Here is a 16868-nt window from a genome sequence, read left to right as displayed (position 1 = left end):
TCAAAAACCCTTGACTAGCCTGCTCACTGCCTATGCTCTACGTTTTTGATACTAACGTTTGGGTAGCTGCCCTTAGATCTCGTCGTGGAGCAAGCTTTGTCGTTCTATCGGCTCTCAGCCGTAGGTTAATGAGCGGTGCCGTGTCAGAAGCATTATTTTTAGAATATGGCGATGTGCTGCGCCGAGATGCGAACCTCAAAAATTTCTGGACTGATAATAATGAAATAGAAGTGGTTTTAGCGATGCTAGCGTCTCACTTGATGCCAGTACCCATTTACTTTACATGGCGTCCATAACTCTCGGATCCGGATGACGAGAGAGTGCTGGACTGTGCCATTAATGCCCGGGCCGACGCGATTGTAACCTTCAATGCTCAAGATTTTCTACCTGCGGCGCGGAAATTTGGCCTTGATGTGATTAGACCACAAGAGTTAGTACATAGGCATAGGTTAGGGGAGAGTTAGCTCAATGAGTTCTTATACGTTGTTGTTACCTAATGACTTGCTGGAAGAAATTAGCCAATTAGCCAATGAAAATGATGTTTCGCTTGATCAGTGGTTAGTAGCAGCTATTTCAGAGAAAGTTGGAGCCGCTAGAACCGAGCGCCTACTGCGTCATTATGCTGAAAAAGCTGATGAGGAGCAGTTTGCACAAATTTTGGCACGAGTGCCGGATGTTGAGCCGCTACCAGGGGATGAACTTTTGTAGAGCTCAACAGCCTCACCTCTCTGAAAGAAATCATCATCGATCCCTCCACCTTCACTACCGGCAGTTGCATCGCCCGCACCGACGACAGCCTCGGCGACTTCGTGGTTACTGGCAGTGGGGGTCTGCCCCAGCGCCCGGGGGACAGCGGCATTTCCACCTACCCCACCGGCACCGTCCGCACCCTGGCCGAACCCACTGCCACCCTGCAAGAACCCGACGGTGTCTACCAGCTCCCCGATGGCCGCCTAGTGCTCAGCCATGCCTGTGAGTAGGGTGGTGCGCCAGAACCCAGGGTTCTAGCGGTAGACCTTGGCGGGCGGCAAAGGTTGAGGCAGAACCCTGGGTTCTAGGGTCAAGGTATGATCAGGATAGTTAGGTGCCTACCTAAGGACAGTAAGCATTGCAGAGATAACGCTCATGACCCTTGTGGACCTTTCACCTGCCCTGCGGGAGCTATCGCGGGTTGAGAAACTTCAAGCCATGCAGTTTCTTTTAGCCGAAATTAGTCAGGCTGAAGCAGGTGTGGCGTCTGAGTTGATCGTCGATCACCCGGTAGAGCCCAAGCTTTGCCGTAAAGGGGGTGTGCTGGTGATTGAAACAGGGCCACTAGACGAGCCTGCCTTAGCCGATCTGGTCAGCCAGACGCGAGAAGAACGGCTACAAAAGTTGCTTTCTCTGTGAAAATTCTACTGGACTCATCGGTACTGGTTCCGGCTTTAGTTCCATCTCATCCCTGCCATGAGCTTTGTTACCCCTACCTCAAAGCGGCCAAAGAGCGCCAAACCACAGCTTACATCTCCACCCATAGCCTGGCCGAGGTGTATAGCGTTATCACCCGATTGCCGGTTAAGCCTCGGCCAACCCCAACCCAGGCACAAACTCTGCTGACTGATTTGCTCACCTATACCCTCTCCTTAGCGCAGATTGAGTCCCTAGGGGAAGCCCTCCTAGAACTTACTGACTGTTCAGACTTGCAATTTGGTTACAAGCCCAAGCTGAAACGGATGGTAATTTGCTATGAGCCAGCTTTCTAACTGTTGAGCCAGTAGTGAGTTGACGCTATGTCCCACTCTGTTACAGTTTGCCAGCCAGAATTTGATTGGTACTGAGGTGCAGCCCCGGCAGTGTGGGCGACTGAATCTGCTGATCGGCCCAAACCTCCGTGGAGTCATAGAACTGGTGGTCTAACACACACAGGGTTACTTTTTTGTCTAACGAATCCACTATCCAGTACTCAGGAATTTCCAATAGCCCATATTCTGAGCGCTTAGAGCGGTAGTCATCGGCTTCGGTGGAGTCGCTTACCACTTCGACCACCAGCAAGGGTGGCGGTTCATGTAGGCGAATGACAGCTTCACGATCAGCCATGGCGTCCCACTGCCCTAGGGGTAAAATCGTCACATCAGGAATCCGGGAGGTGTCCCAGCGCCTACCGCGAGGCGACTGCACCCCCACCATCATGGCTTTAGCGGTCCACGGTAGCTGCTGGCGTTTAATTTCGTCCCGAAATTGGTCATTCAAAAACTCGATGATCCTGCCATGCTGGCCAGTCCCCAGACTCATGGGCACCAGTTCCCCATCGACGAGTTCATAGCGGGTATCTGTCCCATCGTGATAGGCAAGGTAATCCTCAAAGGTCAGTTTTTGCGTTGTGGCCGTCATCGTTGGTATACCCAGGGGTGACGCTGTTGAGCAAACGGTTATTTGATCGTACCTCCGATCGCACCGGGGTTACTCCTCCTCGGTGGATGCGGCCTGGTTCTCGCTGGACTCTGGCAGGGTAACTGTAAGCACCTGGGTGACGGTTTCGCCTTTGGTGGGCTTAACCACGCGATCGCATTCTCCGGTGCGACCCTGACGCGGTACCGACTCGATGGGCACGATGGCCACCCGCTCGGCGCTGGTCAGCACCGTCAGGGCCGTATGGGGGATGGCTGGGGTTAGGGCCACCAGGTGATCGGTCTTTTGGCTGAACTGGAACGATTGGGTGCCAATGTCCCCCCGTTTGGCCAGGCGCAGGGCCTCCCCTGGCAGACGTTTGCCATAGCCCGCCGCTGACATCAGTAGCACACAATCGTTTTTCCCCTGCACCGCCACACAGCCAATCAGGGTTTCATGTTTACCCATGCGTATCCCCTGGGGACCTTGGGCGGCCCGCCCCATGATCGGTAAATTGTCATCATCGATGGGGAAGCGCAGCAGTCTGCCCCCAGATGTCCCTAAGATCACCTCATCCCCCGCCTGGGCCAGGGTGACATAGGCTAAGTCATCGCCCGTTTTTACCTTCATCGCTGTCAGCCCCCGCCCGGTCAGGTTGGTGAACTCCCTCAGGGGGGCACGCTTGATTTTGCCTTTGCGGGTGACCAAAATCAGGTCCTGCCCGAGGTTGCTGTCATTAATCATCAGTTGGGTCACGACCGCATCGGCATCGGCGGGCACCGAATCGGGCAACAGGTTCACCAGCGGTACCCCTCTGCCCTGGCGGGGATTGGCTGGAATATCCTCCACGCTCACCGTAAAGGCGCGACCATCCCGGGTGAGGGTCAGCACCTCCTGGGTGGTGACAGCCGCTTCCACCTGAATGGTTAAGTCCTCTTCGGCATCATGCAGCTTGGGGTTGGTGTCTGCATCCAGCCGCGCCTGGCGCCGCTGGTACGATCGCTGGGAATACCGCCGCACATAGCCCTTCTGGCTAAATTCCACCACGGTGTCTTCTTCCACCGCCTCCGCGATGATGTCCTCAATCTGTTGAGATTCTTCTTCTCGCTCAGCTTCTGTTTGAATTCGGGTGCGGCGGGAATCGCCATATTTCTTCTTCAGCGCCCGGAGCCCTTTCTTCATCGCCTTCAACAGTTCCCGCCGGTCTGACAACAGCCGCTGCAGCTGGTCTCGCCGCTGGGTAAACTCTTCATACTCAGTTTCCAGCCCTTGCCGTTCCATGCCGGTTAGTTTGCGTAGGGGCATGGCCAAAATCGCATCGGCTTGGCGTTCGCTGAGCTCAAATTGCTGCTGAAACTGCTGCTTGGCGGTGGTGCCGTCGGGAGCATTGCGCAAAATGTCGATAATCGCATCCAGGTTGCCCAGGGCGGTTAATAAGCCATCCAGAATGTGCAGCCGGTTTTCTGTTTTGTCCAACTGATGCTGGTAGTGGCGGGTCAGGGTGGTTTCTCGAAAGTCTAGAAACGCCTGCATCACCTCCCGCAGGGGCAACTGGCGGGGCTGGCCATTATCCAGGGCCAGCATAATTACCCCGAAATTACTTTGCAGGGGGGTCATCCGGTACAGGTCTTGCAGCACCCGCTGTCCCGAGGTTTCCCGCTTTAGTTCGATCACCACCCGCATGCCGTCGCGATCGCTCTCATCGCGAATATCGGCAATACCATCCAGCTTATTAGCGTTGACCAGTTGGGCAATCTTCTCAATCCAGCCCGCTTTATTCACCTGATAGGGCAGTTCGGTGATCACGATGGCATTGCGTCGCTGGCGGCCTCGACCGGGGCGAATTTCCTCAAACTGGCTGACTCCCCGCACCGGAATGCTGCCCCGACCGGTACGATAGGCGTCATAAATCCCCTCAGTGCCGATAATTTCGCCGCCCGTGGGGAAGTCAGGCCCTGGCACCAGGCGAAATAGCTCTTCGTCAGACAGGGTGGGTCGATCAATCAGGGCAATCAGCCCGTCGATTACCTCTCCCAGGTTGTGGGGCGGGATGTTGGTGGCCATACCCACCGCAATCCCTGAGGACCCATTGAGCAAGAGGTTGGGCAACTGGGTCGGCAGCACCACCGGTTCTTGCTGGGAACTGTCGAAGTTATCGCTAAAGTCCACCAGGGCCTCGCTGATATCCTCTAGCAGGGCCTCATTACTGATGGGCGATAGGCGAGTCTCGGTGTACCGCATGGCGGCCGGGGGGTCGTTATCCACCGAGCCAAAGTTGCCGTGGCCATCCAGCAGGGGATAGCGGCTGGAAAAGGTCTGCACCATCCGCACCAAGGCATCGTAAACCGCCTGATCGCCATGGGGATGGTACTTACCCAGCACATCCCCCACCACCCGGGCGCACTTACGGTAGGGGCGATCGGGGGTTAACCCCAGTTCGTGCATAGCGTACAGAATCCGCCGATGCACTGGTTTCAGACCGTCACGCACATCGGGTAGGGCACGACCCACAATCACGCTCATGGCGTATTCCAGGTATGACCGTTGCACCTCGGTATGCAGAGAGGTGGGCACAATTTGCCCAGAAGCAAGGATGTTAAGTTGGTCGGCCATGGGCAGGATCCTGGGTGAACTGAGAGATATGGGGCATGGGTGGCAACGACGTCAGGCGCTTAACCCTAGGGAATCTAACGTTCCCAGCCTGAACCTGGAATTGTCAACCTGTCTTTTGACAAGGCCATAACAGGGGGATAAAGCCCCTTAGGGTGGATGGGAGTACCTTCATCTACGGTAATCCCTGGACGGTACTGGCGACCAAGATAGGCAAAGACAACGAATCATCAGTGGGATGTGGTACATCAGGGTTAACAATGCTGTACGTTATAAGCAATGCCCTGGGTATGGCAAGCCTATCGTTTTGGTCGTAGGGAAACACCCAAGCCATGAAAACTGTTTTGATTGTGGAAGATGACCTGGTCAATGCCCGCGTCTTTTCTAAGATTTTGACCAAACGCGGCGGCCTGGCCGTTAAGCACACGGAAGATGTGGACGAGGTGATGGCCATTGCCCGTCGCGGCGAAGCCGATGTGGTACTGATGGATGTGTCTCTGGCCCACAGCATGTACCAGGGAAAACCGATGGATGGCATCAAAATCACCCAGCTCCTCAAGGCTGACCCCAACACCGCTAGTTTGCCAGTGATTTTGGTCACCGCCCACGCCATGGAGGGGGATCGAGAAAATTTCCTCCATGAAAGTGGTGCCGATGGCTATATTTCTAAACCCGTAATCGACCATCAGGAGTTTGTGGATCAAATCAAGTCTGCCATGGGAGAATAGGTAGTGGTATTTTTGTACTATATCGCAGGTGCTTTGACAAGCCTACAGCAGTAGCTCTTTAACGCCCCACTAGTCTTGAGTCAAGTCTTGAATTTAGGGTTAACAGATGTAAGGATTTTGTGCCGTCAAGGTCCGAAATCCCCTCCTTTGGAGGCCTGTGCTGAGCCTGTCGAAGTAGGTAGGGGTGGGTCAAGCAAGCCCGAAGAACCCACCCCGCCCTCCGGGCACCCCTCCCAGGAGGGGAACACCCCGCCCTTTCCTGCAGAACGCTTTTCCTCGGAACGCTTCGCGAACGCGAACGGGCACCCCTCCTTGGGAGGGTATGGTAAGGCCTGGTGTATTGAGGCAACCTCCCTCCTGCGGAACTCACGGCCCCCAGTTTTGCCCCAGGTACAGAGCCCTTTCTGCCTGGCGACGGCGCACCAACCCCGGCAGGATCTGGCCATCGGCATAGATCCAGCGGGGAAACTCGTCGGCTGCCCCGGCAAAATCCCCGGCATTATGCTTGCGCAGCAAGGTGGAGTTGCGGAAAGCCCCCAGGCCGACGTTAAAGGCAAAGGAAACCATGGCTGAAAACTGGTCGTCATTGGTGATGATGGTCAGAGCATCGGCTACCCCCCGTTCGAACAGATCCAGGTCTTGCTTGAGAATGGCTTCGGCTTCGGCGGCAGTAATGGTCATACCTTCGACAACCGGGGGTGGTCCGGCCATGGAGGTGTGGCCATAGCCGATGGTCCAGATGCCAACCGGGTCCTGGTAGGCGGTTAGGCGCAACCCCTCGAAGTGCTTGATCAGGGCGATGCCTGCGGGGTTGGTTTTGCCGCTATGGCTGGGCACCCAGGGGTCGGGCTCGGGGGCGCCCGTGCCCATGGCAAAGGTCATGGCAGTGGGGTAGTCGGGGCGCTCAAACCAGGCGGCCATGCCGGTAATGTTCAGCACCTGTTCTTGAGGATTGGCAGCGGAGGGGGTTTTGGTCAGGCGGGAAATCCAGGTGTTACCGCGCATCAGGTAAATGGCCAGGTCGGTTGCTTTCATCCAGGTGCCGGTGGTTGATGACAGGGGCGCCTGGGTGGCCATGGCTACGGAGCGATCGCCGTAGTCCCAGCGAGCCCGGTAGCCCCTGGCATCAATGTGGGTAAAGCTGCGAGCACTGGCCAGTCCGCCCCGGCTGCCCCACCAGGCGTCTAAGTCGGCGTAGACATCAAAGGGATGGCGGCCCGGCACCACAAAGTCCACGGCATCGCCAAATAAATGGCGAGAGTTGGGTGATCCGCCGACGGCCGCGTTGGTGGCCGGGTCCCGATACCAGGAGGTGACCGTGATCGGGCGATCGCCGTAGCGCTTACGAATATCTTCCATGGCCCGGGCGATGCGCTGGATGCCATAGATCACATCGGCACTGGCCGGACGGCGGTACTGGCCCGTGGTCGGGTTGACGTGGAGGGCTTCCCCCCAGGTGAAATTGCCGCGATCGCCGTACTGGGTCTGCCAGAAAATCGGATCATTGGCATAGTAGGTGCCGCTAAAGCCAGGAAACTGGAGGGGAATGCCGCGATCGCCGCCCCCGCCCGATCCGCCATTGTTTTGGTCATTGGGGTTGTTCCCAATCTCTGTACCCACCACATAAATGTCCGGCAAAAAGCAGTACCAGGTATTACGGTTTTGCGGACCCAGAAATGCCCCTTTGAGGGCGACTTTGACGTGGTTGCTGGCGGGTTGGGCGTAGGAACTGAGCTCAAAGATGGTGTTGCGCCGCACCAGCACCTTTTCCTCGGCGGGCAACTGACTGGACTGAGCGGTACTGGTCTTAAACACCGTGTCACTCAGCACCTGCAGCAACTGCCGCTGGCCCTGAATCGTGACGTGGGGATTATAGACGTACCAAACGCTGTCCTGATTAGGACCCAGGTGGGTATCGGCCAGTTCGATGCGAGTGTGATTGCCAGCGGCGGGCAGGTGGCTAATCAGGGTAAATTGGCTGCCCGTGGCCACGGAAACCTTAGCACTGTCGGGCAACGTGACAGCGGGCTGGGGGGATTTCTTGAAGATAGTGGGGCTGGTCACGGTCAGGGTGATGTCAGACACCAGTTTGGTATCGCGGGTGTTGATATACCAGCTGGTGGCTTTTCCATCCCCCAGGTTGGGTTCCACCAGCTCAATCAGCCATTGATGGGTACTGTGGTCCAGGTAGTATTGAATCGGCAAGATTTCCCCAGCCTTGACCTGCACCTGTTGGTCCTCGGGCAGAGCCTGGGGGGGCTGGGGGCTCAGGGTGAAAACCGTGTCTCGCACCGTTTCCACTTGCAGCCCCTGGTGCGGGATACTGCCATTGTCCTGGGTTTTGGCGTGGCGGTTATAGACATACCACAGGCTGCCGTTATTGGGGCCGAGGGTGGCATCGGCTAGCTCAATCTGGGTGTGGTTGGCTGCCGCTGGCAGGAAAGAGGCGAGCCTGAACTGATGCCCCTGGGACACAAATACCTTGGCGGCATCGGGCAGGGTGGTGGATGGTTGGGGGGCTAGCTTAAACAGGGTATCGTAAGTCACCGTTAGGGTGTCATCGGTGCCCAGGCGCATGTGGGGGATGTAGACATACCAGAGGGTGCGATCGCCGCTACCCAGGCTAGGTGCCTGTAAATCCACGAGCCAGTGATTGGCGCTGGCCTCGCTGTAGTAGCGAATTGGCAGAATCGTGCCTTGCCTGACCAGCACTTTGTCGCGATCGCCCAGTTGGCTAGAGGGCTGGGTACTGGTTTTGAAAAAGGTGTCGCCCACCACATGCAGTTGACCATTAAAGGCTATTGCCAGGGCCTCATCGCCAGGGCCAGGGGCAGGGGCCACGGGTTCCGGTTCTGGAGCCCCCGTTCCCACAGCTACGGTCATACCCCGAGGTCGATCACTGCGGGCAAACCACCCCTTGAGCGGGCTGACATTGGCAATCTGCTCTTTGGGGTTGCTGGGGGAAGGGCGTTTCAACACAGAGTCGAGGTAGCCATTGCCCTGCATTAAGTACAGAGCCTGATCGGTTTCTTTAATCCACGTTCCCATCCTGAGTCACCCCTCTAATGCCCACCTGGGCTAACGCTACGGTATCCCGATCTCTTTTGTACAAGGACTATGTAGGAAAGTGATAAGGCTGTAGCGCAGGGGGTGAGCCTGTAAACGGTGGGGTGATGCTGCAGTAAGTCAACCAGGCCACCCTCACAGGACCAACCCCACCAGGGGCAGCAGCTTGTGGCCCTGCTTGCCCAACCAGCCCGCTGTTGCTTCCACATGGGGCCGCAATTTATCGATCGCCTCCGCAAAGCCCGACAACGTTTTGGTGTAAGTCAACCCGGTTTCCAGGGTGGTGGCGATGACATCCTTGCTGGGCTCTGGCTTGTGCGCCTCTTCGGCGAGCTTTTGGGCCACACCGCTAGCGACGGGGTCATTTAAACTGACCAGAACGGCTTGCAGGGCTTGCAACTCGGCTCGAATATCGACGGCGTCGGGTGCCGGCAAGGTGGCCTGCTGAACCTGAACCGAGACCGTGTTGCTGTCACCGACGACGACAGCGCCGCCGGTGACATTACCGCTAATTTGCACCGAGCGATTCGGACCTGGGGAGTCTGGACGGGTCATCACGCCACCTAAACATAAAGAAGCCAATTCTACTGTAGCCAAGGTTTTAGGGAGGGCTCAGGGTCTTTATAGTCTTTTCGGACGCATACCACAGCGTACTAGTCAACCCATGGTTTCCCATAGCTCGGGTGAGGCTGGTAGTACACCTTCGACCCCTGATCGGGGACAAAGTGACAGGCCCAGTACGATCGCACAAAACTGCGCCAGATGGGCTCGTCAGACGAACGATAGTAGTCCCCCAGCACCGGCTTAATTGCGGCTGTAGCTGCTTTCAGATGGTAATGGGGAATACCCAGAAAAATATGGTGGGCCACATGGGTACCAATGTTGTGGTGAATCGGGTTCAACCAGCCGTAGTCGCGATCGATGGTAGATAGAGCCCCTTTCAGGAAGTGCCAATCATCGTTACGGTACCAGGGGATCTCAGAGTCGCTGTGGTGCAAGAACGTGACGAGATCTAGCCAAACCACAAACACCAGGTAAGGGGCAACATAGTACTTCAGCAAAAACAACGGCCCAAACTGGATGGCTAGCCCAATTAAAACTAATACCATCGCTGCCCAGCAAATTGTGCTGGTGAGTACCTGCCTGCGCTCAGAAGGGCGAAACAGGGCGCTGCTGGGCAAAAAGTGGGACCCATCACGGCCAGGGGAACGCAGAAATAAATAAACTGGATAGGCCAGCAAGGATCCATAAAATCGCACCAGCTTAGCGATCCATGACATGGCCCGATAGTCTGCTTCAGCAATGGGGTACCAACTCTCGTCAGTATCGATGTTGCCGGTATTGGCGTGGTGGGTGCGGTGGCTGATGCGCCAGCCGTGGTAAGGCACCAAAATCGGGGTATGGGCCAGGTGGCCAATCAGATTATTCAGCCATTTTGCCTTGGAAAACGACCCATGGCCGCAGTCGTGCCCAACGACAAACAGCGCCCAGAATAAGGTGCCTTGCATCAGCCAAAACACGGGTAAAAATAACCAGGAGTTAATTTGGGCAGCCACCCCGTAGAGGGCGGCGATCATGGCTATATCCCCAAAAAAATAGCCCAGGGATCGCAGCACCGAGGGCTCAAAACAAGGTTGAGGGATTGCGGCTTTTAGATCTTGCAGGGTGAAAGGAAGGTCTGACTGAGAGGAAGAGGGCGCTGGGGTGGATGCCCCAGGCCCAAGCAGAACGCTATCTAATTGCACAGAGGTACCGATTTAACCGCTTAAGGTGTACACAGCCTGCCAGCCGCTAGCTTTATGAGCAGGCCGTTACATATCTTAACTTTTAGCGGTATAAAAATGCACCCTAGTCCAGGGCGGTAGGGGGTGCATCTAGGGGTGGGCCATAGGTGCGATTGGTCATCTGGTCACGGACTAGGGCAAATTCCTGGCGAATTTCGATCGCCGGGGTGGTATCCAGCAAGCTAACCACCACGATCGCAACCAGGCTAAAGATAAATCCGGGCAAAATTTCGTACAGATCAAACAGCCCCCCTTCCAGTTGGGCCCAGATAATCACTGTCAGGGCACCCACAACAATGCCAGCGGCGGCGCCATTGCGGGTAATGCGGTGCCAAAACAAAGACAAAATCATCACCGGCCCAAAGGCAGCGCCAAACCCGGCCCAGGCGTAGCCCACCAGGGCCAAAATCCGGGCTTCGGGGTTAGAAGCCAGCACGGTGGCAATCAATGCAATGATCACGACACTAATTCGGCCCAGGTTGACCAGTTCCCGTTCGCTGGCCTGGGGACGGACGATGCCCCGATAGAAGTCCTCGGAAATCACACTGCCGCACACCAGCAGTTGCGAGTCGACGGTACTCATAATCGCCGCCAGCACCCCGGCTAGCAAGACACCGCCCACCCAGGGATTGGTGAGCACCTGGGTAAACTGTAAGAACACGGTTTCAGGGTTGTCGAGGGGGGCATCAGCAAAGAAGGCCACGCCGCTATAGCCGGTGAGCAGAGCCCCGTACATGGCCAGCACCACCCAGAACATGGCCACCAGTTGGGCGGTGGGCACTTCCCGGGGCGATCGCACCGCCATAAACCGGGCCAGAATGTGGGGTTGCCCAAAGTAGCCTAACCCCCAGGCCATCAGAGAGATAATGCCCAAAAGCGAAGTACCGGTCATGATGTCGTTAAAACCAGGGTCTAATTGCCCCACCTGGGTGGCCACTTCCCCCAGTCCTCCCAGGGAGGTGATGGCCACGATGGGCACAATCACAATCGCCAAGAACATGATGATGCCCTGGATAAAGTCGGTCCAGCAGACCGCCAAAAAGCCCCCCAGGAAGGTGTAGCCGACGATAATCAACGCCCCTACCCACAGGGCCACCGTGTAGTCGAGGCCAAAGGATTGCTGAAACAAGATGCCGCCCCCCACCAGCCCGGCGGAGGTGTAGAGGGTAAAGAAGATTAAAATCACAATGGCCGACAGGACTCGTAACAGCCGGGCGCGATCGCGAAAGCGGTTATCTAAAAAGTCAGGGAGGGTGAGGGCATCTCCCGATACCTCCGTATAAACCCGCAGGCGCTTGGCCACAAACTGCCAGTTAATAAAAATGCCGATCATCAAGCCAATCACAATCCAGGCCTGGTTCATGCCGTCGGCGTAGATGGCCCCCGGCAGCCCCAGCAATAGCCAACCGCTCATGTCAGAGGCTCCAGCGCTGAGGGCCGCCACCCCTGGCCCCAGACTGCGGCCACCCAAAATGTAATCGGCATGTTTGTTGGTGAGTTTGTAGCCAAATAAGCCAATGCCCAACATCACCAACAGGTAAAGGGCAAAGGCAATCAAGGTACTCGCAGCCATGACAAAAGTTTCCTAAAACAGATGTTTATTATCTGATCTGAATAGCTGACAGGGGTCACGGTTTACGGCTCACGGTCCACGGTCCACGGCTCACGGCTCACGGTCTATGACGGGCTGTGAACTCCAGTGCGCAGAACTCACCCCCATTAGCTTGACTGAGTAATAGACACGGCGTCCTATACCAAGTCCAGCTCGGGATCTGGAGTTTTTCCCCAGGCAGAACTCCAGGTCTGGACTTGGATTTGGTTTAGATTGGGGATCATTCCGACCGACTTTCTAGCTTGTAGGGTTGTTTGCGCGATCGCATGTGGGCCTGTTCTTGCCAGTATTGCCATACCGACCAACCCAAGCAGATCACCGCAGGAATCAGCAGCCAAAACCAGGTGGCCGCAGTAAACGCACTATCCATGACATAACCTTTTCTTATTCGTGAGTAGAGGCTACGTCCCCAGTCGCAAAAGTTGATAGGGCAAGGTTAAACGACACAAGCGATCGTTAACACTTGCCCCCAGACATGACGCCCAGCAGGTCGCAGCCCAATATATCTTTGTTAGATTATTGTAGTCAGGGATACTGCCCCCGCAGATTAAGTTTCTCGAAGCAATGGAAAAGGTTTCAGCCGTCAGGATCGTGCCATTTTCTTAAGGAGCAAGGATTAAATAACGTGAGATAGCCATCTCAGCTCTCCACGGGCAGGTAAGCTATCTAACCTGCAAAACTTGCATTCAATAAAATTCTAATTTCAAAAAAAGATAGCATTTTCCTACGGTTTCACCTTCCCATTTCCCCTACCTTAAACCTGATTTAGGACATTCTTCAGTTACTGACATTAGAGTAGGCTATCCATCCCATAACACCTTCTATAGCACTTGAAACAACCGATCCAAAATCGGGTGTTCTTCTACCCAGACCGACACCGAGCCACCGTTACAGCGAAATTCGGCCCAACCGTGTTCATTGGTCTTAATCGGTGCCTTGATGTGACCCGTCAGGTCATAGAAATTAGCATTTGGTTTACCCACCTCCATCCATTTCGTGCCGCTGTCACCGTTACTCAGCAACACCGCCATGGCGCGATCGTGAGCTTCTTCCCCCAGCCGGGTCCAGCCCACCACATTGGGGTGGTCAAAGTAGTCGTACTGGGGGCCATAGGCAAAGTGCTTGCGGGCAATCAACAGGCGATCCAATATCCATCGATGGGAAGCAAGCCAGATTTCATACTCGTTACCATCTTTACCGTGATCGACGTAGTGGGCCCCGTAATAGTCGCAGTGAAAGATGCAGGGGTAGCCCTCGGCCCGCAGCAGGATCAGAGCATAGGCCAGGGGTTTAAACCAGGCTTCCACCACCGACTCTAAATCTTGCAGCGGCTGGGTATCGTGGTTTTCCACCAGGGTGACCGCCAACAACGGCATTTCCTTGACCACGGTATGGTCAAAGATGCGGCGCAGGTCATAGTGAGGACCGGCCTTACTGGCTTTATGGAAATTCAGGTGTAGTGGGGCATCGAATAAATCCAAACGCCCCCCGGAATTACCAGCGTACCAACTCAGGGTGCCGAGGTCGTAGGTCCAATATTCGCCCACGCAGAATAGATCCCGCTGGGCATAGTGTTCCAGGTGTCCCAACCAGTCCACAAAAAAGTCACCACAGATGTGCTTAATCGCATCCAGGCGAAAGCCATCGACGCCAATGTGGTCCAACATCCACTCGCCCCAATATTTGAGTTCCCCTCGCACCTCTGGGTGGTCAATATCCAGGTCGCAGCCCATCAAGTAGTCAAAGGTGCCCAGTTCCCAGCTCACCTTGTCTTCAAAAGCCTTGTCTTCAATCAGCCAGACGGCCTTATAGTCAGGCTCGTAGCTGTTGTAGTCCACAGCATCAAAGTGGTACCAGTGCCATTTCATGCTGGAATACTGATCCCCCCGCCCCGGGAAAGTGTACTTGGTCCAGGACTTGATTTTGCGCATTTCCCCCAAAGGCCGGTGGCGATCGTTGGGGTCCATGGGGGTGGCGTTAAACTCTTCCTCTTCATCCGCCGCCATTTTGTGGTTAAACACTACGTCAGCGTAGATGTTAATGCTCAGTTCCCGACAGGTTTTGACCGCAGCCACATACTCGTCCTTAGTGCCGTACTTAGTGCGCACGGTGCCCTTTTGGTCAAACTCCCCCAGGTCAAATAGGTCGTAGACCCCGTAACCCACGTCGTAACCGCCGCCAATCCCCTTATAGGCTGGCGGCAACCACAGGGCGGTAATACCAGCGTCAGCCAGGGCCTTGGCTTCCTGCTTAAGCTGCTTCCAGTGGCTGCCGTCGGCAGGGGTATACCAGTGGAAGTACTGCATCATAGTGCCGTTAAACTCTCCGGATTTGCGCTTGCCCCGAATAACGTCGGCATTGGCGTTCAGCCAATCTCGCAGGAGACTCTTAGCATTGTCACGGGCTTCGACAGTAAGATCAGAGCCAAAGGAGGCAAAGGTATCTTTAAGCTGCTGGAAAGGGTTCGCCATCGTAGTAGTGGGGGTAAAGGACGCAAGTAGTAGGGGTTAGCAGAAAAGCGACCATCAGAGTTGAAGGTGTCGGGTGTCGGGTATGTGGTGAGCGATGCAAGGTGTTGGGTGTCAGGTACGAGGTGTCGGGTATGTGGTGACTGGACTTGGTATAAGGCCTATGGGCTATGAATTTGGGTGCTTCCCCATGGGAAACTCTGAAATCGGTACCGGTGCCCAAGTAATCTGCCAAGCTAAAGATGACAGGTCAGTAGGGTGTAAGGTTCACGGCTGGCCATTAACCTTACATCTGAAGCCGTGAATCCTGGACTATAAGACCCAGTCATTATCAGATTGACTGAGCACCAGCGCCGCCTGCCAAATGATTGAAATATCAAATCAGCATAAGCTACACAAGTAAGGAAAATATACGAGTTTGCGCAGATTCTGTCTTTAGACGGAGTAAGACCGATCAGGCTATCGATCAAGCTATTAAGAATCATTGCCAGGTTACGTTTTATTGACAATAGTGACCCCTTATTTTGGTCTTATGTTTCTGTGGCACGGTCAGAATTGGTTTGATTGAAAGGTGGTTCGGCCTTGCCTGTTTTCCCCGAAAGGAGCGCGTTATGACCTTGACCCGCTGGTTAAAGCGGTTAGCACCGCTAGTGTTGTGCTTAGTTTTATTGGTTACGGCCTGTTCATCGGCACCGTCTAGGTATGACCAGGTACAGAAAGATACCACTGGTTTTCGGTCTCCAGCGGCGGTAGATAAGAAGGCCGAGAAGGGTGGTACGTTCAATCAGTTCTTTCCCGCCAGCCAGGGAGACTATCAGGTGATTCCCTATCAAGAGAAGAAAGGCTTTGCAGAATATAAGCTACAACGGGGAGATACCACCGTCGCCATGCTCACCATTAACGACACCATCAGCCTGCCCGTTGCCGCCGAGAAATATGTGGACGCCGCCGAGTTAGTCAGCGGTTATCCCTCGGTCGACCAAGGGACGACCGCCACCGGGTTATTGGTCAACGGTCGCTACCAGGTGAAGGTATTGTCTCGGGATGCCTCCTTTGGCAAAGCAGAGCGGGTTGATTGGTTGCAAAAATTTGATCTGCAGGGGCTAGCCCAACTGCAAGGCAAGGCGGTCGTGCAGCCCAAGCGATCGGCAGCTAACCCCATTACCCCGTCGGATACCCCCGTGGCCAAGGACGCCACCCCAGCCAAACCCGGGTTCAAGCTACCCAAAATTCAAGTACCGGCACCAGAGCCCACCCTTCAGCCTGCGGGCTAGGGATGGGTTGATCCTGGCCATCATGGACGGATAGTCAGATACGCACAGCAAACCGTAAGGAGCTGACCTGTGAGCAAAAAGATTTACGAAGTCGTCGATAAGCTGCCTAAAGGGGGGCTAACAGTACGGGCGTTAAAATCCCTTGATACGTTTGTGCCGGGCCAATGGGACAATCTGGTGGGGTTTGACAACACCATCAAGGTGGTCACCGGAGAAACCGATGAGGCCATGATCCAGGCCATCGGTGAGCGCGCTGTGGCCCTGTTCAATGACAAGAAGCAGGGGTACCAGACGGCCCTCTGGCTATACGAAACCGTCGACTCTGCCTCTGGCCTCTTGGGCACTGCCGCGTTGGCTAACCGCATTGGTCAAGACACGTTTTTAGGGTTTTTGAAAAATATTTCCCCCAAGCCAGAGCAAGCCCAAACCATTGACCTGGCGGTGAAGCTGGTGACAGAGGTGGTGGCCTTCTGCAAAATTAGCGGCATTCCTGGGGATAGCCTGGGGGACTTTCTTACCGCCCTGGGAGACTACAGCAGTGAGTCGCTGGTTCGGATGGCAGCCCTGGTCTCTTTCGATGGCATTATCCCCCTGGGGGCTGAATTTTCCACCAAAGCCCTCAATGCCATCAAGGGCATGTCCCCTTCGGACATTGAAAGCAATCAAACCTTTAAGGGGATTAAGAACGAAATTCCGGGCAACGATTCTAAGGGCAAGCTGTCGTTTATGACCGAAAGCTTTGAGTCCACTAAGGGCTGGATGGATACGTTTGTGGCCGACAAGGGGATTACCCAAAGCGGCCTGTTGGACAATTTGGGCGGCTTTATTGAGGGGTCTAGGGGCAAGCTCGACTACCTGGGCGCATTTTTGGACATGTCGGTTAAATATTACGAACACACTGGCACCCAAACCCTGGCCCGCCGGTTGATTGAGCGGGCCGTGGCGGAACTTTAACGGCT

16 protein-coding genes are annotated in these 16868 nt (G+C 55.3%); 8 read left to right on the top strand and 8 right to left on the bottom strand.

Annotated features, from left to right (window positions below; translation table 11 throughout):
* Nucleotides 1-32: 32 nt before the first annotated feature.
* From E1H13_RS27225 to E1H13_RS08395, 5 genes are all read left to right on the top strand, one after another.
* Nucleotides 33-296 (top strand): PIN domain-containing protein, encoded by a 264-nt coding sequence (locus E1H13_RS27225; protein WP_240966539.1) that lies wholly within the window; start codon nt 33-35, stop codon nt 294-296.
* Nucleotides 297-468: 172 nt separating this feature from the next.
* Complete coding sequence (locus tag E1H13_RS08410; protein ID WP_169612961.1) at nt 469-708, top strand: CopG family transcriptional regulator; 240 nt, start codon at nt 469-471, stop codon at nt 706-708.
* A 101-nt stretch (nt 709-809) separates the two neighbouring features.
* Complete coding sequence (locus E1H13_RS08405) at nt 810-980, top strand: hypothetical protein (protein ID WP_169612960.1); 171 nt, start codon at nt 810-812, stop codon at nt 978-980.
* Nucleotides 981-1125: 145 nt separating this feature from the next.
* Nucleotides 1126-1389 carry a hypothetical protein gene (locus E1H13_RS08400; protein ID WP_169612959.1) on the top strand — a complete coding sequence of 88 codons (264 nt, stop codon included), beginning with the start codon at nt 1126-1128 and terminating at the stop codon, nt 1387-1389.
* Entirely contained in the window at nt 1386-1742 is a 357-nt protein-coding gene (locus tag E1H13_RS08395; protein WP_169612958.1) for a PIN domain-containing protein, read from the top strand. Before E1H13_RS08400 ends, E1H13_RS08395 begins: the two co-directional genes overlap by 4 nt.
* Before the next feature lie 40 nt (nt 1743-1782).
* Here the strand turns inward: E1H13_RS08395 and E1H13_RS08390 are convergent, their stop codons facing one another.
* Nucleotides 1783-2370 carry a Uma2 family endonuclease gene (locus E1H13_RS08390; RefSeq protein WP_169612957.1) on the bottom strand — a complete coding sequence of 196 codons (588 nt, stop codon included), beginning with the start codon at nt 2368-2370 and terminating at the stop codon, nt 1783-1785.
* Between the two features lie 69 nt (nt 2371-2439).
* Nucleotides 2440-4980 carry a DNA gyrase subunit A gene (gene gyrA, locus E1H13_RS08385; protein ID WP_169612956.1) on the bottom strand — a complete coding sequence of 847 codons (2541 nt, stop codon included), beginning with the start codon at nt 4978-4980 and terminating at the stop codon, nt 2440-2442.
* Between the two features lie 329 nt (nt 4981-5309).
* On the opposite strand from gyrA, the gene E1H13_RS08380 reads away from it, so the two are divergent.
* Nucleotides 5310-5705, top strand: a complete 396-nt coding sequence (locus E1H13_RS08380; protein ID WP_169612955.1) for a response regulator — start codon at nt 5310-5312, stop codon at nt 5703-5705.
* A 366-nt stretch (nt 5706-6071) separates the two neighbouring features.
* Here the strand turns inward: E1H13_RS08380 and E1H13_RS27220 are convergent, their stop codons facing one another.
* From E1H13_RS27220 to E1H13_RS08345, 6 genes are all read right to left on the bottom strand, one after another.
* Complete coding sequence (locus E1H13_RS27220; RefSeq protein WP_240966538.1) at nt 6072-8753, bottom strand: glycoside hydrolase family protein; 2682 nt, start codon at nt 8751-8753, stop codon at nt 6072-6074.
* 153 nt (nt 8754-8906) lie between these two features.
* Nucleotides 8907-9326 (bottom strand): hypothetical protein, encoded by a 420-nt coding sequence (locus E1H13_RS08365; protein ID WP_169612954.1) that lies wholly within the window; start codon nt 9324-9326, stop codon nt 8907-8909.
* Between the two features lie 98 nt (nt 9327-9424).
* Entirely contained in the window at nt 9425-10498 is a 1074-nt protein-coding gene (locus tag E1H13_RS08360; RefSeq protein WP_206070238.1) for a fatty acid desaturase, read from the bottom strand.
* Between the two features lie 121 nt (nt 10499-10619).
* Complete coding sequence (gene putP / locus E1H13_RS08355; protein ID WP_169612952.1) at nt 10620-12128, bottom strand: sodium/proline symporter PutP; 1509 nt, start codon at nt 12126-12128, stop codon at nt 10620-10622.
* A 259-nt stretch (nt 12129-12387) separates the two neighbouring features.
* Entirely contained in the window at nt 12388-12537 is a 150-nt protein-coding gene (locus tag E1H13_RS08350) for a hypothetical protein (protein ID WP_169612888.1), read from the bottom strand.
* 451 nt (nt 12538-12988) lie between these two features.
* A complete protein-coding gene (locus E1H13_RS08345; RefSeq protein WP_169612951.1) occupies nt 12989-14638 on the bottom strand; it encodes an alpha-amylase in 1650 nt (549 codons plus the stop codon).
* 608 nt (nt 14639-15246) lie between these two features.
* Between E1H13_RS08345 and E1H13_RS08340 the strand changes: the two genes are divergently transcribed.
* Nucleotides 15247-15909, top strand: coding sequence for a hypothetical protein (locus tag E1H13_RS08340; RefSeq protein ID WP_169612950.1), 663 nt, complete (start codon nt 15247-15249; stop codon nt 15907-15909).
* Nucleotides 15910-15978: 69 nt separating this feature from the next.
* Complete coding sequence (locus E1H13_RS08335; RefSeq protein WP_169612949.1) at nt 15979-16863, top strand: hypothetical protein; 885 nt, start codon at nt 15979-15981, stop codon at nt 16861-16863.
* Nucleotides 16864-16868 lie beyond the last annotated feature (5 nt).

Origin of the sequence: Nodosilinea sp. P-1105 (genome assembly GCF_012911975.1) — a bacterium.
Classification (GTDB): domain Bacteria; phylum Cyanobacteriota; class Cyanobacteriia; order Phormidesmidales; family Phormidesmidaceae; genus Nodosilinea.
This window is presented reverse-complemented; position numbering and strand designations above follow the sequence as displayed.

Excerpts from the sequence above, each read along its gene's own strand:
- E1H13_RS27225 (WP_240966539.1), top strand. The coding sequence starts at position 33 with ATGCTCTACGTTTTTGATACTAACGTTTGGGTAGCTGCCCTTAGATCT.
- E1H13_RS08410 (WP_169612961.1), top strand. The coding sequence starts at position 469 with ATGAGTTCTTATACGTTGTTGTTACCTAATGACTTGCTGGAAGAAATT.
- E1H13_RS08400 (WP_169612959.1), top strand. The coding sequence starts at position 1,126 with ATGACCCTTGTGGACCTTTCACCTGCCCTGCGGGAGCTATCGCGGGTT.
- E1H13_RS08390 (WP_169612957.1), bottom strand. The coding sequence starts at position 2,370 with ATGACGGCCACAACGCAAAAACTGACCTTTGAGGATTACCTTGCCTAT.
- gyrA (WP_169612956.1), bottom strand. The coding sequence starts at position 4,980 with ATGGCCGACCAACTTAACATCCTTGCTTCTGGGCAAATTGTGCCCACC.
- E1H13_RS08380 (WP_169612955.1), top strand. The coding sequence starts at position 5,310 with ATGAAAACTGTTTTGATTGTGGAAGATGACCTGGTCAATGCCCGCGTC.
- E1H13_RS27220 (WP_240966538.1), bottom strand. The coding sequence starts at position 8,753 with ATGGGAACGTGGATTAAAGAAACCGATCAGGCTCTGTACTTAATGCAG.
- E1H13_RS08365 (WP_169612954.1), bottom strand. The coding sequence starts at position 9,326 with ATGACCCGTCCAGACTCCCCAGGTCCGAATCGCTCGGTGCAAATTAGC.
- putP (WP_169612952.1), bottom strand. The coding sequence starts at position 12,128 with ATGGCTGCGAGTACCTTGATTGCCTTTGCCCTTTACCTGTTGGTGATG.
- E1H13_RS08350 (WP_169612888.1), bottom strand. The coding sequence starts at position 12,537 with ATGGATAGTGCGTTTACTGCGGCCACCTGGTTTTGGCTGCTGATTCCT.
- E1H13_RS08345 (WP_169612951.1), bottom strand. The coding sequence starts at position 14,638 with ATGGCGAACCCTTTCCAGCAGCTTAAAGATACCTTTGCCTCCTTTGGC.
- E1H13_RS08340 (WP_169612950.1), top strand. The coding sequence starts at position 15,247 with ATGACCTTGACCCGCTGGTTAAAGCGGTTAGCACCGCTAGTGTTGTGC.